Raw genomic sequence first — 23,293 nt, forward strand, 5'->3', positions numbered from 1 at the left:
ATCTAACTTTGGCCACGGTACGACGCCGCGATAAGATACGCAAGTGACTCTTAAGGGCACCCGGCGGCGCGGTGACGAGCTCGAGGAAGCGATCCTCGACGCGGCCTGGGGCGTGCTGATCGAGCAGGGCTACCCGGCCTTCACCTACGAGGCGGTCGCGGCCCGGGCCGGCACCAGCCGCCCGGTGCTCTACCGCCGCTGGCCGCAGCGCGAGGACATGCTGCTCGCGGTGCTCCGCAAGCACTGGTGGTCGCACCCCATCCCGGTCCCGGACGCCGGCAACCTGCGCGACGACGTGATCGGCTTCCTGCGCCGCGCCAGCACCGAGCGGACCCGGATGGTCGCCCTGCTCAGCGTGCAGATCATGGACTACATGCGGGAGACCGGGAGCAGCTTCGCCCAGCTGCGCGACAGCCTGCGCCCGCCGGGCCTGCCGAACGCGTTCGAGCGGATGATCGCCCGCGCGGTCGAGCGCGGCGAGGTGCCCGACGTGCCGCGCCTGCCCCGGCTGGTGAACCTGCCGTTCGACCTGTTCCGCAACGAGCTGCTGATGACCATGAAGGCGATCCCGGACGAGACGATCATCGAGATCGTCGACGGGCTGTGGCTGCCGCTGCTGGGTTACCGCGCCGGTCCGCCGTCACCCGCAGCGCCGCTGCCGGCGCCGGCCGCGGGCCGCTCGGCCGCCGGGCCTCCGGCGCCAGCGGCAGACGGACCGTGAAGACCGCGCCCGTGCCCGGGTGACCGTCCGCGGTGATCGTGCCGCCGTGCCCGTGCACCACCTCGCGCAGCAGCGCCAGGCCCAGGCCGAACCGGCGGTCCCCGGCGCCCGCGTCCCGGTGGAACCGGTCGAAGATCCGCTCGGCGTCCGCCGGGTCGAACCCGTCGCCGGTGTCCGCCACCACCAGCTCGGCCGCGCCGCCGCGGAACGCCCGGCTCGCCGCGACGGTCCGGACGGTGAGCCGGATCTGCCCGCCGGCGGTGTGCGTGAGCGCGTTCGTCAGCAGCTCGCTGACCACCCGCCGCAGCGCCGACTCCACCCCGGGCACCAGCACCGGCCACGCCGGGACCGCCAGCTCGATCGGTGCCGCGGTCACCCGCTCGGCCTCCTCGGCGGCCAGCCGGGCCAGGTTCACCGGCGCCCCCGGCGGCAGGTTGCCGCGGTCCGCGGCCAGCCGCGCGGAGAGCAGCAGCTCGTCGACGATCTCGCCGAGCCGGCGGGTCGTGCTGACCAGCCGATCCAGCTCGCGGTGGTCGGCGCCGGACTGCGCCGCGCGCCGGGCCAGCAGCTGGGCGCGGGTGTGCACCTGGGCGATCGGGGTGCGCAGCTCGTGGCTGGCGTCGGCGACGAACCGCCGCTGCCGGCCGAGCGCCTCGGCCAGCGGGGCGACCGCGCGGTGGCCGGCCATCGTCGCGGTCAGCACCGCCGCGAGCAGGCCGGCCCCGGCCGCCAGCAGGAACGCGGTCAGCAGGTGCCGCCGGTCGGCGAGTTGGAAGCGGGCGTCGAAGACGGCCTGCCGGATGGTGCCGTCGCGGGCCTCGGTGCGGATCCAGTAGGTGGTTCCGTCCCGGTCGACCTGGCGGGTCCGCGCGCCGCTGCCGGCGAGCACCCGGTCGACGTCGTCGCGCAGTGGGAGGCCCGGGGGAGTGGCGCGGTCGGCCCGCACCCCGGATCCGTCGGCGGCGTAGCGCAGGATCCACGAGCAGGCGGGTGGACCGGCGACGGTGCCGTACCGTACGCCGTAATCGAGCTCTTGATTTATCTGTTTTTCCTGGCTGTGCCGGAGCATTTCGTAGGAGATCGCGCCGGCCATCGCCAGCAGCACCCCGATCGACAGGCCGACCAGCAGCCCGATCCGCCAGCGGGCCCGGCGCACCGCCTTGAGCTCGAGGACCTGACTCACAGCGCGCCCAGCCGGTAACCGAGCCCGTGCACGGTCTGCACCGCCCGGCGGCCCAGCTTGCGGCGCAGGTAGTAGACGTAGGTGTCCACGATCGACGCCGCCGACGCCTCGTCGAAGACCCGGCTGCGCAGCGCCGCCCGCGGATGCACGGCGGTGGGCCGGGCGGCCAGCACGCGCAGCAGCTCGAACTCGCGCGCCGACAGCGCCACCCGGGTGCCGTCGGCGAGCACCGCGTCCCGGGCGCCGAGGTCGAGATGCCCGTCGCCGAGCCGCAGCAGCTCGGTCGCGTCCGAGGTGCGCCGGCACAGTGCCCGGATCCGCGCGCTCAGCTCGTCCAGATCGAACGGTTTGACCAGGTAGTCGTCGGCGCCCGCGTCGAGCCCGGCGATCCGGTCGTCGACCGTGCCGAGCGCGGTCAGCATCAGCGCCCGGGCGGCCACCGCCCGTGCCCGCAGCCGGGTGATCAGGGCCAGGCCGTCGAGCGCCGGCAACCGCCGATCGATGACCAGCACGTCGTAGGGCCGGGTCAGGCCCAGGTGCAGTCCGCGCTGTCCGTCCGGGGCCTGGTCGACGTGATACCCCTCGTCGACCAGCGTCTCGGTGACCATCTCGCGCAGATCCGAGTCGTCCTCGACCACCAGAAGTCGGCGCATGACATCGAAGATCTCATATGAATGGACGTTCCGGGAGAAAAAGACAAGATCTTTCTTAAGGTACGTCGTGAGCATGGTCCTCAGCCCACCGGCACCGGCTCGGGCTCGCCGCTCGGCGCGGGCGCGCGCCGCGCCTCCAGCCGCTCCACCAGCGTCAGCAGCGGCGTCGTCATCAACGTCGTGACCAGCGCGACCAGCACCAGCACGGTGAACAGCGAGGAGTTCACGATGCCCGCCTCGAGACCCACGTTCAGCGCGATCAGCTGCATCAGCCCGCGCGCGTTCATCAGGATCCCGACCCGCAGCGCCACCCCGCCCGGCTCGCCGCGCAGCCGGGCCGCGGCCCAGCACGCCCCGAACTTACCGACGATCGCCAGCGCCACGCACGCCCCCGCGAACATCAGCACCCGCACGTCGCCGAGCAGCCCGAACTCGGTCCGCAGCCCGGAGAACGTGAAGAACAGCGGCAGGAACACCGCCGAGGCGACCGGGGTGAGCGTCTCGATCACCTGATCGGTGCGCTCGGCGCGGGGCATCACCACGCCGACCGCGAACGCCCCGAACACCGCGTACAGCCCGATCTCGTCGGTGTACCAGGCGACCAGGAACAGCAGCGCGACCGTGCCGAGCAGCCGGGTCCGGCCGTCCAGCCGCCCGCTGCGCATCAGCGCGCCGGACACCCGGCCGCCACCCAGCCAGAGGGCCAGGAAGAACAGCACCGCGCCGCCGGCCGTGACGACCGCCGGCCCGGCCTCGCCGGACGCGAACGCCAGCACCACGGCCAGCATGATCCACGCGACCAGGTCGTCGATCGCGCCGCTGGCCAGGGCGAGCGAGCCGTGCCGGGTGCCGGCGTGCCCGCGCTCGGTGATGATCCGGGCCAGCATCGGGAACGCGGTGATGGCCAGCGCCACGCCGACGAACGCGGCCGACACCCCGATCGCCACGCCGGCCGGGCGGATCGGCACGGCGTCCGCGGTGACCAGCACCAGCAGCACGCCGAGCAGCAGCGGGACGGTGATCCCGGCGAGCGAGACCGCGCCCGCGGTGCCGGCCAGCCGGGTGACCCGGTGCGCCTTGAAGGCGTACCCGGCCTGGAACATGAACAGCACCAGGCCGACCTGGCCGACCACGTAGAGGACGGGCAGCAGCGGCGCCGGGAACAGCCACGCCTGGACCTGCGGGAACAACAGCCCGAGCAGCGACGGGCCGAGCAGCACCCCGGCCAGCATCTCGCTCACCACCGGTGGCTGCCCGGCCTTGCCGAGCAGCCAGGAGGCGAGCCGGCAGAACAGCAGGATGACCGCGACCGCGATGAAGAACCGCGGCGCGAGCTCGGTGGGGGTCACGGGCAGGCCTCCTCGAAATAGGTGGTGCAGAGCTTCTGGCGGCGGGCGTCGAGCACCATCCACGTGCCCAGCACCAGCTGCTTGACGGAGCGGCCGGCGTCGGCGATCCGGTCGGCCCGGCGCAGCGCGACCAGCCGGCCGGTGCCCGGCCCGGCCTGGCCGATCGGGGTGAGGTAGGCCGGACCACGGCTGGGCAGCGAGCGGGTGTGCGTGACCGAGGACGCGAGGGTGAACCGGCGCAGCACCGCACGGGTGGCGGCGCGCAGCATCACCGGGGCGGCGCCGCGGGCCGGGCAGGCCCGGTTCGCGGTTATCCCGTACGGGATGAAGTTGGCATCCTTTTTCGGCAATGTCCGCCACCGATCAGGGTCGAAGGTGTCGTCGGCGGCCGGGCCGGTGCGCTGGAACGCCAGGTAGTTGAAGAGCAGCACCGAGCCGGTGGGCAGCGTGACGTCGCCGACCGGGATCGGCGCCGAGGTGATCCGGTGCGCGATGCCGAACAGCGGGTGCACCCGCAGGGTCTCGTCGATCAGCCGGTCGAGGGCGTCGTCGGCGAGGTCGCCGGCGCCGGACTGGGCCGCGCACAGCAGGATGTGGGCCATCGCCTCGGACATCTGCACGACGGCGGTGTTGAAGAACGCGCCCTGCAGGTACCAGGCCGTCTCCCGGGCGGTGAACGGTGGCGGCAGCACCACCGGGCAGGTGTCGTCCGCGAGGCGGGCGAGCAGGTACCGGGTCAGGCGGTCCCGGCGGCGCATGTGCCGCAGGCTCAGTCCCTTCAACGCGGTGACGACGTCGTCGGCGTTGGCGACGATGAGTTCCTTCGCCTCCGGCGGGCACTTTTCTTCGAAGACCAGCTCGAAGAAAACTTCCGCCCAGACCGGCATCATCAGGTCGCGGAGCCGGACGAAGGAGGTTTTCTTCGTCGGCAACTCGTCCAGGGCGCGCCGGGTGGCGGCGGTCGCCAACTCGTCGGAGCGGGCGTGCGGCACCGCGAGCACCTTCCGGGTGGTCCGCGCGACTGTCTGATAGCGATCACCCGGCTCCAGGTGCTCCTGGTGCATCTGCGGGCCAGGCGCCAGCCAGTACCAGAACAGGTCGGAGAGCCCGGCGCCGCGGCTGCGCCCGTCCGCCGCCGGATCGCTGTAGACCCGCTCGAAGTGCTCCGCGCCGACCAGCGGCCCCGGCACCGGGATGCCCTCCGCCCCGTTCACCCGCCGGAAGATCCACTCGCGGAGCCGGACCACCGCGGTCATCCGGCCACCACCAGGTCCGGGCTCAACTCGGCCGGTCGCTTCGCTCCGGCCAGCGCCATCGCGTGGTCCAGGTCCGCCGTCAGCCTGCGCAGTTCATCGCGTACGCCGTCCGCCCCGCCGGCGGCGAGCGCGTCCAGCACCGGCCGGCCGAGCAGCACCGCGTCGGCGCCCCGGGCCAGCGCGATCAGCACGTCCGTCCCGCGCCGGATCCCGCCGTCGACCAGCACCGGAACTCGTCCGCCGACGGCGGCCACCACGGCCGGCAGCGCGTCGATCGTGGCGACCGCCCCGTCCAGCTGCCGCCCGCCGTGATTCGACACGATCAGGGCGTCCACCCCGTGCTCCACCGCCAGCCGCGCGTCGGCCGGATGCAGCACCCCCTTGAGCACGATCGGCAGCCCGGTCACCCCACGCAGCCAGCCGATCCGATCCCAGCCGAGCGTCGCGTCCATCTCGATGCTCCGCACCCGGCCGGTGTCGTCGCGCATGTTCTCGCAGGCCAGCCCGGCCGGCAGGTCGGTGAAGCCGTGGCGCCGGTCCCGCTCGCGACGCCCGAACACCGGGGAGTCCACGGTCACCACCAGGGCCCGGCAGCCGGCCCGCTCGGCCCGCCCGATCAGCGCCGCGGTGAACGCCAGGTCCGGCTGCGGATAGAGCTGGAACCACAGTGGGCCACCGGCCTCGGCGATCCGCTCGACCGGCTGGGTCGCCGCCATGCTGACCACCAGCACGGTTCCGGCCGCGCCCGCCCCCTGCGCGGTCGCGGCCTCCCCGCCCGGGTGGGCCAACAGGTGGAACGCGGTCGGCGCGACCAGGATCGGGGTGGCCAGCTCGGCGCCGAACAGGGTGGTGCGCAGATCCCGGTCGCCGGTGGCGCGCAGCACCCGGGGCACGATCCGCAACCGGTCGAAGGCCGCCAGGTTGGCCCGCAGCGTCCGCTCCTCGCCGGCCCCACCGGCGAAGTAGTCGGCGTGCACCGGGTTCATGACAGGCTGCGGGCGACGAATGTTGTCAGCGGGGCCACGTGCGCGTCCGGGCGGTCCCACCGGTTCTCCAGGTTCTCGGCCACGTGGTGGGTGCCGGCCAGGGCGCCGTCGCGGAAGTGGCGGACCACCGGGTGCAGGTAGGCCGCGTCGTGTGCCTGGCCGGGCACGTCCTGCATCACCCGGGTGACCGTGACGTCGAACGGGTCGACCTGGTCGTGCTCCGGGCCGTACTCCAGGGTGACCACGAACGCGTGCCGGTAGGCGTGGTCCGCGGTGGCCAGGCCGTGCTCGGCGAACCAGTCCACCGGCACCTCGTCGTGGTACCGCGCGCCGCTCTCGCCGACCGTCACCACGTCGGCCAGGAAACCGAACTGCTGCCAGAGCGCCGAGGTCCGGTTCACCCGGGCGATGATCGCGTCGGTGACGGCGGCCGGGGTGACGTCGAGTTTCCCGGCGGGCCACGGGGTTTCGCCGTACGAAAGCTCGAGGATTTTGTGCAGCGCGCGCACGGCGTAGCGGAAGCCATGGATGAAACCGCTGGTGGATTTCTTGAAATCCCGCACCTGGGAGATCGTGCCGGCGAAGAACAGGCCGGGCACGTTCACCGATTCCCACGACGCGGTCTGCGCCGGGAAACGGTCCCGGATGGTCAGCTCGGGGCGGCACGAATCGTCGAAGATCGACGCGTCGAAACGGAATCCGGTGCAGGCCAGCACCCGGTCGTAACGCAGTTCCTTGACCACCTCGTGCACCCGGGAGAAGCTGAACGTCACGGTGAAGCCGTCGCCGTCGCGCTCGATGCTCCTGATGCTCCCGTCCAGGATCGCGTTCGCCGACTTCAGCTGGTACGTGTCCAGGAAATTGTTGTTGACCGCGCGCAGATGGCCGACGTAATGCGTGCGCCAGGCCAGCCGCACCGAACTCGGCCCGGCCACGTGAATGACCGTGGTCGTCTCCATCAGGTTGTCCGCGGTCTCGAACGCGGAGTTCCCCTTGCCGATGATCAGCACCCGTTGGTCCAGGTAGTCGCGCGGGTCGACGGACATGTCGGCATAACTCTCGGCCAGCTCGAGACCCGGGATGTCCGGCCGGTAGGCCTGCGAGACGCCGGTCGCCACGACAATTCTCCGGGCCCGGTACGTCTTGTCGCCGGCCGTTATCGCGAAGCCGTCGCCGTCCCTGCTGATCCGCGTGACCCGGGTGTCGTACTCGATCCGCAGACCCTTGCCGAAGTCGGCGAGATAGCGCACGTAGTCGTCGGCCGACGGGAAATAACGGTCGGTGTACTTCGTGAACAGCAGCTCCGGATCGTCGCTGAGCAGCGAGTTCCAGTCCAGCCGCAGATTCAGCTCCGGATCGTCGGTGCCGGTGCGCGGCTTGTTGACCGAGATCAGGGTCCGGTGCCGGGGAAACCGTTCGAAGAACGCCCCGGGCGCGCCGGTTCCCTCCAGCACCAGATAGTCGCGCTTGCCGTCGGCCTCCAGCAGTCGGGCGAGCTGCAGACCGGCCGGCCCGGCCCCGATGATCACGTAATCAAGCGGCATGCCGCCGACGCTACGAAGCAGAACTCAGCGAAATTTCAGAGCATCCCGTCCGCCCCGGATCTGTCGTAGGGTCGGCGGATGCTTGAGACGCAGCGCGAGCGGGTGCCGCTCAACGACGGCGGCGAGCTGGACACGGCACTGGCGTTCCTGACCTTCGCCCGGTCCTGCGTGCTGAAGAAGACCGACGGCCTGGACGAGGCGCTGCTGCGGCGGCGCCTGGTCGTGTCCGACACCACGCTGCTGGGGCTGGTGCAGCACCTGACCGACGCCGAGCGGTACTGGTTCGGGTACACGTTCGCCGGTGACAAGCGGTGGGCCGACGTCGACTTCGACATGGCGGTGCCCGCCGGCCGGAGCGTGCAGCAGGTCCTCGCCGACTACCGGACGGCGATCGCGGAGAGCGACGCGCACATCCGGGCGGCGGCGGACCCGGCGGCGCTCACCGCGCAACCGGTGCACGACGAGCCGCGGACCTTGCGGTGGGTGCTCGCGCACATGACCGGCGAGACCGTCCGGCACGCCGGTCACGCCGACATCCTGCGCGAGCTGATCGACGGGGTCACCGGCCGCTGATCGGCCCGGCCGGCTCACTGGCCGCGGATCAGGCGGGCGCTGGCGGCCACCGTCTCCTCGGTCTGGGCGCGCCGACCGGCCTCGTAGGCGGCGAAGGCGGTCGCGGGATCGGCGTGCTCGCGCAGGGCCGCGGCGAGGGCGACCGCGTCCTCCAGGGCCATCGACGCGCCCTGGGCGGCGGCCGGGGTGGCGGCGTGCGCGGAGTCGCCGGCCAGCACCATCCGGTCGTTGTGCCAGCGCGGCGTGGTCGGGATGTCGTAGGAGTCGCCGCCCACCACGTCCGCGGTCGCCGCGATGATCGCCGCGGCCGGCGTCGGATCGTCCCGGAACATCGCCAACGTTTCTTCCCGCGGCCGGTCGACGGTCCGCTGCTCACGGCCGATCCGGGCGAACCACCAGGTGCGGCCCTCCCCGGCCGGCACGGTGAAGCCGAAGAACGCCCGGCTGCCGCGGACCATGTGGTACTCGTCCTCGTCGACGCCGGCCGGATTCCCCGGGGCGTAGCCGTAGACGACGTGCTGCCCGGAGTAGCGGGGCTCGGGCGCTTCCGGATCGATCAGCCGCCGGGTGCGCGAGTGGATCCCGTCCGCCCCGACCAGGACGTCCCCGGCGACCGTGCTGCCGTCGGCGAACGTCACCTCGACCCCTGTCCCGGTGATCGCGGCCCCGGTCATCCGCTTGCCGTGCCGCACCGGGATGCCCCGCGCGACCGCGAGCTCCTGCAACGCCCGGTAGAGCGCCGCCCGGGTCATCGACCGGGCCGCCCCCTCGATCGGCCGCCGCCCCAGGTGCTGCCCCTGGGCGTCCCAGAGTGCCACCGCCCGTGCCGGGAACGACACCGCCGCCACCGCCTCGGCCGCACCGAGCTCGGCGAGCGCGCCCATCCCGTTGCCCATCACGGTCAGGAACGCGCCCGCGTCGTCCCCGCCGGACTCGTGCGCCTCGAACACCTCGGCCGCGATCCCGGCCCGGTGCAGCGCCAACGCGGTCGCGGCCCCGGCCACCCCGCCCCCGGCGACGATCACTCTGTCCACAGTCATGGGTCACATGCTGCCAGGGGCGGTCGGGAGCACCACTCCTGCGACGGCGCCGTCAGTTTCTGCTTCACCGGCGACGAGGCCGCGCAACTGCTGTTCGGGGTGGGCGCCGCGCTCCTGCTGATGTCGCTGCTCGGGTCGCTGATCAGCGCCGCGCCGCTGGTGCGCCGGATGCGGTCGGCGGCGCTGGCCGGCACCGTGTCCGCCCTGACCGGCGTCGGCGCGGTCCTGGCCGTGGTGATCGTGCTGTTCCTCGCCAACGCCCTGATGTGATCAGCTCGGCGCCGGCGTGTAGCTGGTGACGACGATCCGGCCGTCGACCAGCCGGGACCGGGCGGCCCGCAGGTTCAGCCGCTGCTTCGGCTCGCCGAACAGGCGCCGGCCGCCGCCGAGGACGACCGGGTGGACGGCGATGTGGAACTCGTCGATCAGGTTCAGCTCGGTCAGGGCGGCGGCCAGCCCGGCGCCACCGGTCAGCAGGATGTCTCCGCCCGGCTGCGCCTTCAGGGCGGTGACTTCCGTCGCCAGGTTGTCGTGGACGACCCGGCTGGTCCAGTCGTCACCGGGGAAGGTCCGGGAGAACACGATCTTCGGGGTGGCCCGCCAGAACGGCGCGAAACTGGCGACGTGCGAATCGGGGGAGACCGACTCGGCCTCCGGCCAGAAGCCGACCATCATCTCCCAGACCGGCCGGCCGTAGATCAGCGTGTCGACCGTGCGGTTGAGCCCCTCCGAGTACGCCGACAGCTCCGGCCCCATCACCGGCCAGTCGAACTCCCCGTTCGGCCCGTCGACAAACCCGTCGACCGACGTGTGCACCCAGTAGACGATCTTCCGCATGATGGCTCCCTCAGACAGCGTGCCGGCAACGTGCTCACCGGTCAGTCGGAGCCGGCCGCCGCGTTTGAACATGCCGCGCGGAAACGATTCTCAGCCGGCTTGCCGCCGGTTCCGGCGCCGGCGTCGACGGTATCGCTCAGCCAGCCCGCCCCGCATATGACTCCAGGGGATCAGCGGCAGTCCGACCGGCGCGACGGCCGCGGCGACACCGATGAGCAATCCGTGCGGGTCGAACTTCGGAACGGCTTCGAAGCCGAGCAGCCCGGGCATCCGGAACGAGGTCCGGCTGCCGGCCTGAGTCCGGAACGGCGCCCTGGGCCGGATCGTGAGCGACGCGGTGATCCGCCCGTCCTGATGCTGCAGCTCGCCGGTGATGGTCAAGCTCTGGTGGTCGTGGACGTGATCCGGCGGCGAGCGCGATCGAGGAGGCGATCAGAGCGGCGCCCGCGACGGCGCGGGCTCGTCGGCCGCGGCGCGCCCGTTCGGCGGCGAGTTCCTGGTCCGCTCGGGCGCGAGCCGCCTCGATCCGGTGCCGTCTCCGCTTGACCTGGGTGAACCAGGCGGAGGTTCGGGCCGGGGAGGAGGCGGAAAGGCGAGGACGCCGGTTGGGGCCGGCCACGGGCGGTGCGTTCCTCGTGCGGTCGGCCTCGGCCGGTCTCCCGGCGAGCCAGGACCGCACCGCGCTGACGGCGCTGCTGAACCTCATGCGTCATCGGCTTTCACCCCGACAATGATGCGTCCAAGTCAGAGTGTGCGCAGGGGCGCCGGTGCGAGGCTCTCGACGATTGCGGCGGCGCGGCGGACGTCGTCCTCCAGCGGGCGGTCCGGGTCGATCGGTGGGATGGCTTCGGTGAGGGCGTCCAGGAGGCGGGCGCACTCCGGGGCGGTCGGCGGGCGGGCGCCGACGTGCAGGGCCTGGCGCAGGCCGAGGGCCAGGGAGCCGGTGATCAGGGACAGCAGGCGGGACTGGTCCAGGGCGCGCAGGGCGGACTGCGTACCCAAGGGGATGATGTCTTGATTGTGAAGGTTTGTCGGCAGGCTCTGGATGCTGGCCGGCATCGCGTCGCGGCGGATCTCCGCGATCAGGGCGGTCGAGGCCAGCTGGACGCCCTGCAGGCCGTGCTGGCGGCCCGGGCCGGCGGCGAGCATCGGTGGGAGGCCGCCGTTGCGGACCGGGTCGACCAGCAGGTCGAGCTGGCGTTCGGCGAGGTTGCCGAGCTGGGCGAGGACCGTGGTGAGCAGGTCCGCGGCGAAGGCGGCGGGTTGTCCGAAGAAATTTCCGCCGTGTACGACGCGGTCACCGTCGGGAAAGAACAACGGGTTGTCGCTGACCCCGCGCAGGTCGGCCGCGACGACGCCGTCGGCGTAGCGCAGCGCGTCCTCGGCCGCGCCGAGCAGCTGTGGCGTGCAGCGGATCGAGTACGGCTCCTGCAGCGGGCGCTGCCCGGACGGCGTCGTCCCGGCGAGCACCGCGCGCATCGTGTCGCCCACCGCGACCGTGCCGGCGTGGCCGTACGCGTCCAGCAGCGCGGCGTCGAGGAACTGCGGATCACAGCCGAGCAGGTCCGCCAGCACGCAGGTGAGCAGCTGGATCACCCGGTGCGACGTGCGCACCCGGTCCAGGGCCAGCGCGGCCGCCGCGGTGGTCAGCGACGTGCCGTTGACCAGCGCGAGCGCGTCCCGGCCGTCCAGCGGTAGCGGGGTGAGGCCGGCCTTGTGCAACGCCTCCGCGGCGGGCAGTCGATCGCCGTACACATAGGCGTGTCCCCGGCCCCGCAGTGCCTGCGCCGCGGCACCCAGCGGAATCAGGTCGCCGCTCGCGCCCACCGAGCCGAGCCGGGGCATGGCCGGCGCGAACGTGGTGCCCAGCGCGTCCGCGAGCGCGTCGACGACGTGCGGCGACACGCCCGAGGCGCCGCGGGCCAGGGAGTGCGCGCGGACCAGCAGGGTGGCCCGGGCCAGGTCCGGATCGAGGTCCGGGCCGTGGCCGGCGCCCAGGTGCGCGAGCGTGTTGTCGGCCTGATCGCGCTGGTCGGCGCGGCCCGGGTAGCCGACCAGCGCGCCGAAACCGGTGGTCGCGCCGTAGACCGCCCGGTCGTCGCCGAGCACCTCGGCCAGGAAGGCCCGCCCGGCCGTCAGCCGCTCGCGCACCTCCGGAGTGATCCGCACGGTGATCGGCTCGCGGGCGGCGCGCAGGTCCGCGATGCGCAGCGGGGCCGCCAGATCCACCTCGATCGTCATGGCTCGGGACGCTAATGAGGAGTTCTCAGAACCCTCTGAAATCGCGTCCGTAGCTTGCGGCCTATGACGCACGACTACCTGATCATCGGCGCCGGGCCGGCCGGCTTGCAGCTCGCCGCGCTGCTGGAGCGCGACGGTCATGACTACGTCGTTCTGGAAGCGGGTGCGGCGGCGGGAACTTTCTTCACCCGCTATCCGCGGCACCGCACGCTGATCTCGATCAACAAGGTCTTCACCGGTTCCGAGGACCCGGAGTTCAATCTGCGGTCGGACTGGAACTCGCTGCTCACCGACGACCCGGCGCTGCTGTTCAAGAACTACAGCCGAAGGTATTTTCCGTCGGCCGACGACCTGGTGCGCTACCTGAAGGACTTTGCCGACGGTTTGAAAGTTTCCTACGGCAGGAAAGTCCAGCGGGTGTCCCGGGCGGAAGGAATCTTCACCGTCGAGACCTCGGTGGAGACTTTCACCGCGCGGCGGGTCGTCGTCGCCACCGGTGTCCCACAGCTCTATGTGCCGCCGATCGAGGGCGCCGAGCTGTGCGAGCGCTACGACACGGTCAGCGTCGACCCGGCCGGCTTCGAGAACCAGCGGGTGCTGATCATCGGCAAGGGGAACTCCGCCTTCGAGACCGCGGACGCCCTGGTGGAGTCCGCCGCGGTGATCCACGTCGCCGGGCCGCACGCGATCCGGCTGGCCTGGCAGACGCACTACGTCGGGCACCTGCGGGCGGTCAACAACAACTTCCTCGACACCTACCAGCTGAAATCGCAGAACGCGGTGCTGGACGGCACCGTCGAAAGCATCGTGCGCCGGGACGACGGCGGCTTCCGGATCGTCTTCCGCTACGCCCGGACCAGCGAACGGCTGCGCGAGATCGACTACGACCGGGTCATCCTGGCCACCGGCTTCCGGTTCGACGCGTCCATCTTCGACGAGTCGGCGCGGCCCGAACTGGCGATCAACGACCGGTTCCCGGCGCAGACCCCGGCCTTCGAGTCGGTCAACGTGCCCGGGCTCTACTTCGCCGGCACGCTCTCCCAGCAGCGCGACTTCAAGAAGTCGACGAACGGGTTCATCCACGGTTTCCGGTACGGCGTCCGCGCCCTCCACCGGATCCTGCGCAGCCGCCACCACGACATCCCGTGGCCGTCGGCGCCGGTGGAGGCCACCCCGGAGGCGATCACCGACGCGATCATCGCCCGGATCAACGTGTCCTCCGCGCTGTGGCAGCAGTTCGGCGTGCTCGCCGACGTGGTCACGGTCTCCGGCGGCGCGGCGCGCTACCACCAGGAGGTGCCGGTCGCCTACCTCGGACCGGAGCCGCTCGCGCTCGTGGTCACCCTCGAATACGGCCCCGGCCACGACCAGGTCGACCCGTTCGACATCACGGTGCCGCGGATCGCCGAGAACGACGCCGCCACCGCGCACCGGGCCAGCTACCTGCACCCGGTGGTCCGCTGCCTGCGCGACGGTGTGCTGCACAAGACCCACCACCTCGCCGAGAACCTGGAGAACCACTGGAACCTCCCGGCGGTGCACCAGGAGCCGCTGGCCCGCTTCGTCAAGGATGTCCTCTGACGATGTGGCCCGATCCGGTGCTCGAACTGCTCGCCGACGGCGGTGACCGGCCGGTCTTCGAGGACGGTGACCGGGTGGTCACCGCCGCGGAGATGGCCACCCTGGTCCGGCGGATCGCGGCGGGGCTGCGGCACCACGGGATCGGCCCCGGTCGCGGGGTGGCGTTGCGGCTCGGGGTGAACGCGCCCGCCTTCGCGGCGACCATCGCCGCCTTCGCGGTCGGGGCGCGGGTCTCCGGACTCCCGGCCGGGCTCGCCCCGGGGCAGCTGTCGTACCTGCTGGAACGGGACGACGCGGTGCTGATCGACGACGACGGGGTGCGGTCGCTGGCCGACTTCGCCGACCAGCCGCTGTCGGCGGCCGGGCGTGGGGACGACGTGGCCCGCGTCATCTACACCAGTGGGAGCACCGGCAACCCCAAGGGCTGCGCCCAGACGTACGCCGCGATGTCCGCCGGCTGGGCCCCGTACCCGGACCGCTGGCCGCCGGTGGTCGCCGCGCTCGCCGAACGACTCGACCGCTACCTGGTCTTCGGCTCGCTGAACAGCCAGGTCATGCTGGAGTACGGCATCCTGACGCTCGCCGCCGGCGGCACCCTGGTCGCCGCGCACCCGCCCGTCTTCCCGGCCGCGATCGTCCGGCACCGGGCCACCGCGAGCGTGATCACCGTCGGAAAGTTGCACCAACTGGTCCGCGCCCAGCGCGCCGAACCGGCCGATCTGAGCAGCCTGAAGGCCCTGATGGTGTCCGGCTCGCCGCTGGAACCGGGGCGGTTGCGGGAGGCGCTCGACGTGCTCGGGCCGGTGGTCTTCCACGGCTACGGGCAGACCGAGACCGGCATGATCTCGATGGCGCTGCCGGGGGAGCGGCCGGACACGGTCGGCCGGCCGCCGGCGGTCACGAGGATCAAGATCAAGGACGGCGAGCTGTACGTACGGACCCCGGCGCAGGCCGGCTCGTACTGGCAGGACCCGGACGAGTCGGCGAAAGTTTTCGTCGACGGCTGGGTGCGGACCCGGGACCTGGCCGCGCTCGACGCCGACGGCTACCTGCGGCTGCTCGGCCGGGCCCGCGACGTGATCATCGTGCAGGCGACGCTGGTCTACGCCGGGCCGATCGAACGGGTGCTCGCCACCGATCCGTCGGTTGCCGAGGCCTACGTCGTCGGGCGTGCGGACGACGAGACGGGAGAGGCGATCCACGCGTACGTCGTCCCGGCCACCAACCGCACCCCCGACCCGGCCGCCCTGCGCGACCTGGTCGCCGCGCACCTCGGCACCTCATCGGTCCCGAAAACCGTGACCGTCATCGATCAGGTCCCGCTGGCCCCGAGCGGCAAGCCTGACAAATCCGCGCTGCCGCGCTAGCCCGCGCCGCAAGCCCGGCAATCCGCGCTGCCGCGCCGCAAGGCCCGGCCGGCGCTGGGGCTGCTCCACCGCCGGCCGGCTCGCGTGCGATGCCAGCCGGCGGTAAGCGCATGTTCAGGGCCGGATTGCGGCCCTCAGCGCCAGCCGGAAGCGGTCAGGCCTGCTTGGTCTCCCAGAAGATCTTGGAGATTTCCTCGATCTTCGCCAGGAGCTGGTCGGCGATCGCCGGGTCGACCGAGCCCTTGGCGCCGCCGGCGCCGGCGAGCTTGGTGGCCTCGTTGAAGAGCTGGTGCAGCTGCGGATACTTCTCGAAATGCGGCGCCTTGAAGTAGTCGGTCCACAGCACCCACAGGTGGTGCTTGACCAGCTCGGCGCGCTGCTCCTTGATCAGGATCGCCCGGGTCCGGAACTCCGGATCCGCGCTGGCCTGGTACTTCTCGGCGATCGCCTTGATCGACTCGGCTTCGATGCGGGCCTGGGCGGGGTCGTAGACGCCGCAGGGCAGGTCGCAGTGGGCGCTCACGACGGTGCGCGGGAGCAGGAGACGCGGCAGGCGCATCAGGATTCCTCCGAGGTCACGAACTTGCGGGAATGGTGGATCAGCGGGCGGTCCGCCGGGCCGTGGAACACCTCGACGACGGTCGCGACGACCAGCGTCGAATCGCCGACCGGCACCAGGTGCAGGGGCTCGGCCCGTAGCGCGGCGACCGCGTCGAGCAGGATCGGCTCGCCGGTCGGCAGCGTGCTCCACCCCTGGTCAGGGGTGAAACGTTCGCCGCCGGAGCGGGCGAAGTGCCCGGCCAGCCCGGCGTGCCGGATGCCGAGGAGATGCACCACGAAGCTCGGCGCGGCCAGCAAGATCCGCGCCGAGTAGGTACCCATGACCGAAAATGACAAGGCCGGCGGGTCGACCCCGACCGATGCGACGCTGGAGGCGGTCAGGCCGACCGGGCCGTCCGGGCCGGCGCCGGTGATCACCGCGACGCCGGTCGGGTACTGCCGGAACGCACCTTTCATCCGCTCGCCGACACCGTTCAGGGTTCCTAGATCCACCGCCCCACGCTAAAACCTCAAGTCAACTTCATGTCAAACGCCCCTGACCAGGCAGTTCGTCATCCAGTTCTCGCTTCTGTGGAGTTCCGGGGCAGTATGAGGACATGAACCAAGGACCTTCGAACCACGATTTCGGTACGGCGTCAGCCGACGCCCCGGAAGGCCACGAGGTCCCCGCCCCGCAGCCCGGCGAGGCGAGCCGGCAGCTCGGCGAGGTGAGCCGGCAGCCCGGCGAGGCGGGCCGGGGGTTCACCGGAGCGCCGGCCGTGGAGGTGGTCCGCGACCGGGACGCCGCCGGCCGTGCCCGCAACGCCCGCCCGCGCGACGGTCTCGGCCGCCCCCTGCCGCACGGCATGACCGGCATCCCGACCACCCCGGAGGACCTGGTGCTCCCGCCCGCGGAGGCGCTGCGCGAGGCCGAGCACCTGCTCGCCGCCGGCCGGCCGTTCCACGCCCACGAGGTGCTCGAAGGGGCGTGGAAGGCCTGCGACGACGACACCCGGGAACTGTGGAAGGGGCTGGCCCAGCTGGCGGTCGGCGTCACCCATCTGCGGCGGGGCAACGAGGTCGGCGCGGTGCGGTTGCTGTCCCGCGCCGGGGACCGGATCTCGGCGTACGCCGAAATCTCTCCGCACGGGATTCCGGTGGCCGCGCTGACCACCTGGACCCGGGATCTCGCCGCGCGCATCGGCCATGGGCCGATCCCGGAGGAGATGCTCGCGCCGCGGCTCAGATCTTCGGAATGATCACCTTCGCGACCTTCGTGGCGGTGACGATGTTCTGCTCCTCGGCGTCGCCGCGCGAGTAGACGTCGATCTGCACCGTGCCGTACAGCACGTAGAGGTGCCCGCTGGCCGAGTACGCGTCCTCGCCGACCCCGTCCACCCTCGTCGCGTCGGCCGTCGTCACCTTGAACTCGGCCTCGGTGGTGCGGCTCAGGAACACCGCGAGCTGACCGTCGTTCTGCTGCCACTGGCAGAAGCGGGTGACGTCGCCGTCGTCCGCGCCGTCCTCGTCGATCTGGGTGATGGTCCGGCCGGTCAGGCTGGTCACCTCGGCCTTGGACAGCAGCGTGCAGGGGTTCGGGATGTCGCCCTGGTCCTTCACGGAGCCGGTGGCGCCGGTGTCCTCGGTCGGTTTCGCCGTGGCCGGCGTCGCCTGCGCGGTCGCGGCGGGCTCGGCGGACTTGTCGCTGTCGGCGTTGTTTAGCACGCCGCAGCCCCCGATCCCGAGCGCGGCGATCGAGACAAGTGCGACCAGGGGGTATTTCACGGGTGCTCCTTCTGGGGGCGGGGGAAAGTCCCAGCTGAATCGCATCATGAGCGAGGTGGTCAACCCCAGAGGAGAAGCGCTGAAGTCACCCGTCAGCGTCGGGCCGCGCCGTGCTGGACCGCCTCAGGGCAGGGGCAGCGGGGACTGCGGTTTCGTCACGGCGAACGCGAACGTCGTCTTGATCGACGCGAAGGCCGGGATCGGCCGGATCTCCCGCCGCAGCAGCTCCTCGTAGGCGGCGAACGACGGGATGACGATCTTCACGAGGTAGTCGTCGTCGCCGGCCAGCAGGTACGCCTCGACCACCTCGGGGATCGCCCGCAGCTTCGCCTCGACCTCGTCGACCACCGCCGACGCGTGCGAGAGCAGGGTCAGCCGGGCGAACGCGGTGATCGGCAGCCCGACCGCGTCCTGGGACAGGACGGCCGCGTAGCGCTCGATCACCCCGGACTCCTGCAACTGCCGGACCCGGCGCAGGCACGGCGACGGGGAGAGCCCGACCCGGTCGGCCAGCTCCTGATTGGTCAGCCGGCCGTCGCGCTGCAGTTCGAGCAGAATCCGCCGGTCGATCGAGTCCAAGGTCGTCACGTGGCAGATTCTGCCACTGCGGGACGGGATCCTGGCAGAATACGCAATCGCGTGCCCCGTGGATCTTCATAGCCTTGCCCGCATGCATCGTCGAAGCGGCCTGGCCGCGCTAGCGGTCGCCGTCGTTCTGTGGGCGACGTTCGCCCTGACCATCCGCGGGATCGGCGGCTCCGGCCTGACCCCGGTCGACGCCGCCGTCCTGCGCTTCAGCACGCCCGCGCTGCTGCTGGCGCCGTGGCTGCCCCGGGCGTTCCGGGCGGTGCGCCGGGAGCGGGCCGGCACGATCCTGGCGATCAGTCTCGCCGGGCTGCCGCACTTCCTGCTCTCCGCGTTCGGCGGGAGCCTGACCTCGGCGGCGCTGGTCGGGCTGCTGCTGCCCGGCTCGGTGCCGCTGTTCGTCGCGGTGATCCTGGCCGTGCGGGGCGGCGACCGGCCGACCGGCCGGCGGTTGCTCGCGCTGGTGGCGATCACCCTCGGGGTCGCGGCGACCGCGGTGCTGACCAGGTCGGCGGGGACCGTCGCGGGGATCGGGATCCTGCTCGCGGCCGGGTGCGCGTGGGCGGTCTACACGATCGCGCTGCGGCACACGCGACTGGATCTGATCAGCGTGGTGCTGGTCGTGTGCGTGCCGTCCGCGCTGGCGGCGCTGGCCCTGGAGGTCAGCGGGGTGCTGCCGGCGCATCTGGGGGCGGCGCCCCGGTCGTACGTCGCAATCTTTGTGGTTTTGCAGGGAATCGGCACCGGGATCTTTTCCACGTTCAGCTACGTCTACGCGGTCCGCTGCCTGGGCAGCGGCATCCCGGCGGTGACCGGCGCGCTGAGCCCCGTGCTGACCACGCTGCTGGCCGTGCCGATCTTCGGCGAGCCGGTCACCGCCGGGATCCTTGTCGCGTTGACGCTGGTCACCGGCGGTGTCGTCACCTACAACCGGGCATCGGCCCGGGCCGCAGAGCGAGCCTCGGCCCGGGCGTCAGTGCGGGCCTCAGTGCGGGCTGACGCGGACCTCCGGCCGGGGCAGGCCGTCGAACCAGGAGGCCTCCCGCAGCGTGTCTAGCAGGCGCTGCCGGCCCGCCTCGTCCTGCCGGTCGATGAACAGGATGCCGTCCAGGTGGTCGGTCTCGTGCTGCATGCAGCGGGACAGGATGCCGTCGCCGACCACCTGGACCGGGTCGCCCTTCTTCGTGTAGCCCTTGGCCAGCACGTTTGTCCGGCGGCGGGTGTCCAGGTAGATGCCGGGGATGGACAGGCAGCCCTCCGGGCCGGACTGCTCCGCCTCGTCCGGGAACTCCAGCACCGGGTTGACCAGATGATCCAGCCGCAGGTCGTTGCCGGGCAGCTCCGGGCTGATCGCGAAGACCCGCAGGCCGACCCCGATCTGCGGCGCGGCCAGGCCGGCGCCGCCCGACCGGGTCAGGGTCTCGGTCAGATCCTGGACCAGCCTGTCCAACTCGGCGTCGAAATCGATCACCGGGGCCGCGACCTGGCGCAACACCGGGTCACCGACCTTCCGGATGGGAACTACGGTCACAGCGGGCCTCCAGGAATCACCGTCGATGGTTCCACTATTTCGTACGCCCTCCGATGGTCCCGCGACCAGTCGGCGCCGTTCTCTTCGTGGCACGTCCTTTGCTGAACCGGTCCCGGCGGGCAGGCGTAGTCGCAGAGGACAGGGGAGAGGTGAGCGTCGATGTTGGTATATGCGTGGCGTGTCCTGATCGTGCTGGCCGGGGTCGCGGGGCTGTATGCGGGTGACTACGGGGTCGTCGCCTACACGACCCAGAGCGCGCTCATCGCGGTCGGTTACTACCTTGCGGTTCTCTATCTGATGGGCCATCGGCGTACGACCGAGGCGGCCGCTCCGAGGCTACGCGCCGCGGTGCTGTCCTGGCTGCTGCTCAGCGGCCTGGTCCTGCACTTCGTGCTGGCCGGCGGGGCGAACCCGCTGCCCGGCCTGACCGGGCCGGACCCGATCGCCGACTGGTCGTCGTTCCTGCTGCACTACGTGCTCCCGGCGATGGTGCTGGTGGACTGGCTGCTCTTCCGGCCGTACGGCGTGACGCGGTGGGGCGATGTGCTCCTGTGGATGCTGTATCCGCTGGGGTATGCCGGGATCGCGCTGGGGCGAGGGCAGCTCGGGTTCCCGTATCCGTATACGTTCCTCAACCCGGAGCGTCTGGGGTGGCCCGGCGTCGGGATGTGGATCGGGGGCCTGGCTGCGGGATTCGGGGTGCTCGGGACCCTGCTGATCGGGCTGGACCGGCTGCGGCGCCCGCGGGTCCGGCCCGCCCCGCCGGTCACGAACCCGAACTGGCCCGACCCGCCGACCCCGCCGGTCACCGACTTCGGCGCCCTCGGGGCCCCGCCCGCGCCCGCGTCCGCGCTTGGTCCCGCGCTTGGTCCGGCGGCGCCGGTCTGGTCCGAGACCACCCGGCCCACCCTGTTCAACCCGGCGCCGTCGGCCTGGCCCCCGCCTCCTCCGCCGTCGCCGTCGGCCTGGTCGCCGTCGCCGGAGCGGCCGCCCGGGGTCTGGCAGCCCCGCCGGCCGGCCTGAGCGTCCAGCCGGCGACGTCGCCCTGACCGTGCCCGTTGCTGCCGGCGGCCACGACCCGGCCGGCCGCAGTGACGCCGACGGTGTGGTGGCTGCCCGCGGCCGGTGCCTGAGCTACCGGAGCGGGTCGGGGATGGTCGCCGCCAGGAAGCTGGAGCCGGACAACAGCTCTTCGGTCAGGGGAACACCGGTGAGCCTTTCGGTGAGCACCAGCGCGGCCTCGTTGTAGTCCCGGCGGGACGAGTCGGCCCAGCCCAGCCCGGCCATTTCGGCGCGGATCCGGTCCGGGGCGGATCCGGACATCGGCTCCGGGACGGCGGGCTCGAAGTCGGCGACGATGACGCCGTCGTCGGCCAGCACGAAGCGGCCGTCGTCCTCGACGTTCCGATAGTTCGCGACCAGGCGCGTGCCGGCCGACAGCCTTCGCAGGAGGTCGTCGTCGATGGCCGTGACCCCGTTGTACTCGACCATCAGACTCCAGTGGCCGGTGTCGGTGATGGCCAGCATCGCGTCGTCGTCACCCGGCCCGGGCACCGAATCCCAGGGATGGATGCCCTTGTCATGGGCCGCCATCCGGTCGGCGAGCTCGGCGGGAGTGACGGCGCGCAGCCAGGCAATACCCCATGCCGGTGAATCCGGGATCCCCGACCAGCCACGCGTAGTCCGCCGGCACCGCCGCGGCGCCCCGCGGCGGCCAGGGCGTGAACGAAGCCGCCGCGACCGCAGGTTCTGCCGGATCTACCGGCGACGGCGAGGACCCGGCCGGTGGGGGCGTTTTGGTGCAGCCGGCGACAGGCAGCCCGGCGAGGATGGCCAGCAGACTGCGTCTGCGCATGTTGACCAGTAAAGCAGCCCCACCGATTGTGACCAGCGCGACGCGAAAACCCACCGCCGGAGCCATCCGAGCTGGGCATCGGACCGGCTCCAGCGCTCCCCGAAAGCCGCCGTGCGCGGCTCACCGCAGTCTGCCGGGGAAGCGTCCACCCTGCTATCCCGGCGGCAGGCCGGGGAGGATGTGCGAATGCTCTGTGTCGCAGAGTTCGTCCCCAGGCCCCGTACCGACCGGATGCATACAAGAACTGCTGCGTCGGCCAATTGGCCCCGGACCGCAGCTTGCCGATCAGGTCGATGACGGCGGCCGGACCGCATTCGCGCTAACCCACCTGCTGACCAGGTCTCCCGCCTGAAGACATCGCCGACTGGTGCCGCATGCCGTAGCAGTATGCCGGTCCTCGCACATGACCAGTCACGCTTGCTCGTAGGTAGATTGCAGCGATTTCGGTCGAGGCCGGTTGCAGGTAGCAAGCATCGTCGGTGACGAGCACCGCCAGCCTTTCGCCGAACCACTGCGGTACTTTGCCGCGTGCGGGCCGGAGACGCTGATGGAATTCGCATGTAACAGCTAGTGGCTGGCGATCGTCGCGTTGATCCCGGCCGGCGACAGCGTGAGCGATCAACTGCGTCGCGCGGCTCTTTCCCGCCGCCGCCGAGGCGGCGATAGCAGGATGCCGTGGAGCAGATCAGTACGGGTGAGTTGCTGAGGCGGGAGCCGTAGAAGCTCGCGGTACGCCGGTCGGCGTCGTCGATCAGCGGGGATCGTCCCGGTCCGCGTAGAGGCCGGTCTGCAGCGATGTGAGGCCGTAGCACTGGGAACATACGGTGGCCGCCAACCCGGGCACCGCAGCCGCGGACGCGACCCACCGATAGCGAGGGCCATGACAACGGCCACGGTGATCTACCGGAGTCGTCGCACGTCGAGATCGTAGTTGCCCCTGGCGAATCAATCGGTGCGGTTGGCCCGGGCAGATCCTTCGTCCGGCTCCGTGATGGACATCTGGCGGAAGAACACCAGTCATCGCCTGTGAAGCACGAGGTACCGGTCTGAGCGCTGACGGCGGCTACATGCGAGTGGACCAAGGTCGACCGTCTTGCGCGGGGGAAACGTCTCCGGGACAATGCAGCCGGCCGCAAGACCAGATTTAAGTTGGGGGTCCTGGAGTCGTGTCGACTGGCAGCAGAGATAGTGGTCGCCCATTTGCAGATCTTGAGGCGGAGTTCGAGTCGGTCTGTAATGCTGCGATCGACGCCTGCCGGCACCTCTCTCCGCCATATCACCCTACTGTGTGGATAGGAATGATCGCGAATCTGCACGCGGCGGAGGCTGCCCGCCGTCTCGTTGTTAGCGGAGACATTCAGGCTGGCTTCGGCCGCCTTGTTGAAGCGGGGCGACCGGAACTCACCATCGAATGGGAGATCCTCAACTCAAGGTGGGATCCGCTGTTCAGCGAACAGCATCGAGAGGCTGCGCGCTGGCGGCTCCGCCAGGCAGGCGTCGAGCCGCCTCGGTAGCGCTGAAACCCGTTCGGTACCCAAAACGGCGAACCTATCACCTTATCTGCAGCCCGGCGCATGAACGGTGGCATGAGAATATTCTTGCGTTTAGGCATGCGCTAGAATATTTCTGCTAACGGCTCACGTCGTAATAGCGAAATCAAATGCCG

24 protein-coding genes and 2 pseudogenes are annotated in these 23,293 nt (G+C 71.5%); 9 read left to right on the forward strand and 17 right to left on the reverse strand.

What is annotated here, in order from left to right; all coding sequences use genetic code 11:
- Window positions 1-43 precede the first annotated feature (43 nt).
- Window positions 44-721 carry a TetR/AcrR family transcriptional regulator gene (locus tag L3i22_RS53510; protein ID WP_255658309.1) on the forward strand — a complete coding sequence of 226 codons (678 nt, stop codon included), beginning with the start codon at window positions 44-46 and terminating at the stop codon, window positions 719-721.
- A 37-nt stretch (window positions 722-758) separates the two neighbouring features.
- Here L3i22_RS53510 and L3i22_RS54345 read toward each other — a convergent pair.
- The 6 genes and pseudogenes from L3i22_RS54345 to L3i22_RS54350 form a co-directional block, all read right to left on the reverse strand.
- Window positions 759-1,814, reverse strand: a pseudogene (locus L3i22_RS54345) (sensor histidine kinase); the annotation flags it as partial.
- 86 nt (window positions 1,815-1,900) lie between these two features.
- Window positions 1,901-2,557 (reverse strand): response regulator transcription factor, encoded by a 657-nt coding sequence (locus L3i22_RS16890; RefSeq protein ID WP_221327919.1) that lies wholly within the window; start codon window positions 2,555-2,557, stop codon window positions 1,901-1,903.
- Window positions 2,558-2,637: 80 nt separating this feature from the next.
- The gene (locus L3i22_RS16895; protein ID WP_221327920.1) at window positions 2,638-3,906 is read right to left on the reverse strand and encodes a cation:proton antiporter; all 1,269 of its coding nucleotides are present in this window, start codon (window positions 3,904-3,906) and stop codon (window positions 2,638-2,640) included.
- Window positions 3,903-5,162, reverse strand: a complete 1,260-nt coding sequence (locus tag L3i22_RS16900) for a cytochrome P450 (protein ID WP_221327921.1) — start codon at window positions 5,160-5,162, stop codon at window positions 3,903-3,905. The genes L3i22_RS16895 and L3i22_RS16900 overlap by 4 nt, the downstream gene beginning before the upstream one ends.
- Entirely contained in the window at window positions 5,159-6,148 is a 990-nt protein-coding gene (locus L3i22_RS16905) for an alpha-hydroxy acid oxidase (RefSeq protein ID WP_221327922.1), read from the reverse strand. The genes L3i22_RS16900 and L3i22_RS16905 overlap by 4 nt, the downstream gene beginning before the upstream one ends.
- Window positions 6,145-7,692: an NAD(P)-binding domain-containing protein gene (locus L3i22_RS54350; protein ID WP_221327923.1), complete on the reverse strand. Its 1,548-nt coding sequence runs from the start codon at window positions 7,690-7,692 to the stop codon at window positions 6,145-6,147. The genes L3i22_RS16905 and L3i22_RS54350 overlap by 4 nt, the downstream gene beginning before the upstream one ends.
- A gap of 78 nt (window positions 7,693-7,770) precedes the next feature.
- Here L3i22_RS54350 and L3i22_RS16915 point away from each other — a divergent pair, with 78 nt between their 5' ends.
- A complete protein-coding gene (locus L3i22_RS16915; protein WP_221327924.1) occupies window positions 7,771-8,265 on the forward strand; it encodes a DinB family protein in 495 nt (164 codons plus the stop codon).
- Between the two features lie 14 nt (window positions 8,266-8,279).
- Here L3i22_RS16915 and L3i22_RS16920 read toward each other — a convergent pair whose 3' ends face one another.
- Complete coding sequence (locus tag L3i22_RS16920; protein WP_221330000.1) at window positions 8,280-9,299, reverse strand: FAD-dependent monooxygenase; 1,020 nt, start codon at window positions 9,297-9,299, stop codon at window positions 8,280-8,282.
- Window positions 9,300-9,404: 105 nt separating this feature from the next.
- On the opposite strand from L3i22_RS16920, the gene L3i22_RS16925 reads away from it, so the two are divergent.
- Complete coding sequence (locus L3i22_RS16925; protein WP_221327925.1) at window positions 9,405-9,575, forward strand: hypothetical protein; 171 nt, start codon at window positions 9,405-9,407, stop codon at window positions 9,573-9,575.
- On the opposite strand, the gene L3i22_RS16930 is transcribed toward L3i22_RS16925, so the two are convergent.
- The 3 genes from L3i22_RS16930 to L3i22_RS16940 all read right to left on the reverse strand — a co-directional run bounded on the left by L3i22_RS16930 (window position 9,576) and on the right by L3i22_RS16940 (window position 12,383).
- Entirely contained in the window at window positions 9,576-10,142 is a 567-nt protein-coding gene (locus L3i22_RS16930) for a dihydrofolate reductase family protein (protein WP_221327926.1), read from the reverse strand.
- Between the two features lie 90 nt (window positions 10,143-10,232).
- Window positions 10,233-10,523 (reverse strand): hypothetical protein, encoded by a 291-nt coding sequence (locus L3i22_RS16935; protein ID WP_221327927.1) that lies wholly within the window; start codon window positions 10,521-10,523, stop codon window positions 10,233-10,235.
- A gap of 363 nt (window positions 10,524-10,886) precedes the next feature.
- Complete coding sequence (locus L3i22_RS16940; RefSeq protein ID WP_255658310.1) at window positions 10,887-12,383, reverse strand: aromatic amino acid ammonia-lyase; 1,497 nt, start codon at window positions 12,381-12,383, stop codon at window positions 10,887-10,889.
- Between the two features lie 63 nt (window positions 12,384-12,446).
- Here L3i22_RS16940 and L3i22_RS16945 point away from each other — a divergent pair, with 63 nt between their 5' ends.
- Complete coding sequence (locus tag L3i22_RS16945; protein ID WP_221327928.1) at window positions 12,447-13,964, forward strand: NAD(P)-binding domain-containing protein; 1,518 nt, start codon at window positions 12,447-12,449, stop codon at window positions 13,962-13,964.
- Between the two features lie 2 nt (window positions 13,965-13,966).
- Window positions 13,967-15,331: a class I adenylate-forming enzyme family protein gene (locus L3i22_RS16950; RefSeq protein ID WP_221327929.1), complete on the forward strand. Its 1,365-nt coding sequence runs from the start codon at window positions 13,967-13,969 to the stop codon at window positions 15,329-15,331.
- A 154-nt stretch (window positions 15,332-15,485) separates the two neighbouring features.
- Here L3i22_RS16950 and sodN read toward each other — a convergent pair whose 3' ends face one another.
- Window positions 15,486-15,890 carry a superoxide dismutase, Ni gene (gene sodN / locus L3i22_RS16955; protein WP_221327930.1) on the reverse strand — a complete coding sequence of 135 codons (405 nt, stop codon included), beginning with the start codon at window positions 15,888-15,890 and terminating at the stop codon, window positions 15,486-15,488.
- The gene (locus tag L3i22_RS16960) at window positions 15,890-16,384 is read right to left on the reverse strand and encodes a flavin reductase family protein (RefSeq protein ID WP_255658311.1); all 495 of its coding nucleotides are present in this window, start codon (window positions 16,382-16,384) and stop codon (window positions 15,890-15,892) included. The genes sodN and L3i22_RS16960 overlap by 1 nt, the downstream gene beginning before the upstream one ends.
- A 104-nt stretch (window positions 16,385-16,488) precedes the next feature.
- Here L3i22_RS16960 and L3i22_RS16965 point away from each other — a divergent pair, with 104 nt between their 5' ends.
- Entirely contained in the window at window positions 16,489-17,130 is a 642-nt protein-coding gene (locus L3i22_RS16965; RefSeq protein WP_221327931.1) for a DUF309 domain-containing protein, read from the forward strand.
- Here the strand turns inward: L3i22_RS16965 and L3i22_RS16970 are convergent.
- Both L3i22_RS16970 and L3i22_RS16975 read right to left on the reverse strand, forming a co-directional pair.
- Window positions 17,114-17,656, reverse strand: coding sequence for a DUF3558 family protein (locus L3i22_RS16970; RefSeq protein ID WP_221327932.1), 543 nt, complete (start codon window positions 17,654-17,656; stop codon window positions 17,114-17,116). The genes L3i22_RS16965 and L3i22_RS16970 overlap by 17 nt on opposite strands.
- 123 nt (window positions 17,657-17,779) lie before the next feature.
- The gene (locus tag L3i22_RS16975; RefSeq protein WP_255658312.1) at window positions 17,780-18,244 is read right to left on the reverse strand and encodes an Lrp/AsnC family transcriptional regulator; all 465 of its coding nucleotides are present in this window, start codon (window positions 18,242-18,244) and stop codon (window positions 17,780-17,782) included.
- An 82-nt stretch (window positions 18,245-18,326) separates the two neighbouring features.
- Here L3i22_RS16975 and L3i22_RS16980 point away from each other — a divergent pair, with 82 nt between their 5' ends.
- A complete protein-coding gene (locus L3i22_RS16980) occupies window positions 18,327-19,298 on the forward strand; it encodes a DMT family transporter (protein ID WP_255658314.1) in 972 nt (323 codons plus the stop codon).
- On the opposite strand, the gene def is transcribed toward L3i22_RS16980, so the two are convergent.
- Window positions 19,227-19,772 carry a peptide deformylase gene (def, locus tag L3i22_RS16985; protein WP_221327933.1) on the reverse strand — a complete coding sequence of 182 codons (546 nt, stop codon included), beginning with the start codon at window positions 19,770-19,772 and terminating at the stop codon, window positions 19,227-19,229. The two genes, L3i22_RS16980 and def, sit on opposite strands and share 72 nt — an antisense overlap.
- A 159-nt stretch (window positions 19,773-19,931) precedes the next feature.
- Between def and L3i22_RS16990 the strand changes: the two genes are divergently transcribed.
- Window positions 19,932-20,795, forward strand: coding sequence for a Pr6Pr family membrane protein (locus tag L3i22_RS16990; protein ID WP_221327934.1), 864 nt, complete (start codon window positions 19,932-19,934; stop codon window positions 20,793-20,795).
- Here the strand turns inward: L3i22_RS16990 and L3i22_RS54615 are convergent.
- Both L3i22_RS54615 and L3i22_RS16995 read right to left on the reverse strand, forming a co-directional pair.
- The gene (locus L3i22_RS54615) at window positions 20,686-21,045 is read right to left on the reverse strand and encodes an RCC1 domain-containing protein (RefSeq protein WP_370644542.1); all 360 of its coding nucleotides are present in this window, start codon (window positions 21,043-21,045) and stop codon (window positions 20,686-20,688) included. The genes L3i22_RS16990 and L3i22_RS54615 overlap by 110 nt on opposite strands.
- Window positions 20,931-21,530, reverse strand: a pseudogene (locus L3i22_RS16995) (DUF6461 domain-containing protein); the annotation flags it as partial. The pseudogene L3i22_RS16995 and the gene L3i22_RS54615, both read right to left, overlap by 115 nt.
- A 1,395-nt stretch (window positions 21,531-22,925) precedes the next feature.
- On the opposite strand from L3i22_RS16995, the gene L3i22_RS17000 reads away from it, so the two are divergent.
- On the forward strand, window positions 22,926-23,141 hold the full coding sequence (locus L3i22_RS17000; protein WP_221327936.1) for a hypothetical protein: 216 nt from the start codon (window positions 22,926-22,928) through the stop codon (window positions 23,139-23,141).
- Window positions 23,142-23,293: the final 152 nt, after the last annotated feature.

It is taken from the genome of Actinoplanes sp. L3-i22 (assembly GCF_019704555.1).
Taxonomy (GTDB): Bacteria; Actinomycetota; Actinomycetes; order Mycobacteriales; family Micromonosporaceae; genus Actinoplanes.

What these genes read in the sequence shown, in the direction of transcription:
- L3i22_RS54350 (WP_221327923.1), bottom strand. Translation starts at nt 7,692, where the DNA reads ATGCCGCTTGATTACGTGATCATCGGGGCCGGGCCGGCCGGTCTGCAG.
- L3i22_RS16900 (WP_221327921.1), bottom strand. Translation starts at nt 5,162, where the DNA reads ATGACCGCGGTGGTCCGGCTCCGCGAGTGGATCTTCCGGCGGGTGAAC.
- L3i22_RS16965 (WP_221327931.1), top strand. Translation starts at nt 16,489, where the DNA reads ATGAACCAAGGACCTTCGAACCACGATTTCGGTACGGCGTCAGCCGAC.
- L3i22_RS16940 (WP_255658310.1), bottom strand. Translation starts at nt 12,383, where the DNA reads ATGACGATCGAGGTGGATCTGGCGGCCCCGCTGCGCATCGCGGACCTG.
- L3i22_RS16990 (WP_221327934.1), top strand. Translation starts at nt 19,932, where the DNA reads ATGTTGGTATATGCGTGGCGTGTCCTGATCGTGCTGGCCGGGGTCGCG.
- L3i22_RS16905 (WP_221327922.1), bottom strand. Translation starts at nt 6,148, where the DNA reads ATGAACCCGGTGCACGCCGACTACTTCGCCGGTGGGGCCGGCGAGGAG.
- L3i22_RS17000 (WP_221327936.1), top strand. Translation starts at nt 22,926, where the DNA reads ATGATCGCGAATCTGCACGCGGCGGAGGCTGCCCGCCGTCTCGTTGTT.
- sodN (WP_221327930.1), bottom strand. Translation starts at nt 15,890, where the DNA reads ATGCGCCTGCCGCGTCTCCTGCTCCCGCGCACCGTCGTGAGCGCCCAC.
- L3i22_RS16945 (WP_221327928.1), top strand. Translation starts at nt 12,447, where the DNA reads ATGACGCACGACTACCTGATCATCGGCGCCGGGCCGGCCGGCTTGCAG.
- L3i22_RS16890 (WP_221327919.1), bottom strand. Translation starts at nt 2,557, where the DNA reads ATGCGCCGACTTCTGGTGGTCGAGGACGACTCGGATCTGCGCGAGATG.
- L3i22_RS16980 (WP_255658314.1), top strand. Translation starts at nt 18,327, where the DNA reads ATGCATCGTCGAAGCGGCCTGGCCGCGCTAGCGGTCGCCGTCGTTCTG.
- L3i22_RS16915 (WP_221327924.1), top strand. Translation starts at nt 7,771, where the DNA reads ATGCTTGAGACGCAGCGCGAGCGGGTGCCGCTCAACGACGGCGGCGAG.
- L3i22_RS16950 (WP_221327929.1), top strand. Translation starts at nt 13,967, where the DNA reads ATGTGGCCCGATCCGGTGCTCGAACTGCTCGCCGACGGCGGTGACCGG.
- L3i22_RS16930 (WP_221327926.1), bottom strand. Translation starts at nt 10,142, where the DNA reads ATGCGGAAGATCGTCTACTGGGTGCACACGTCGGTCGACGGGTTTGTC.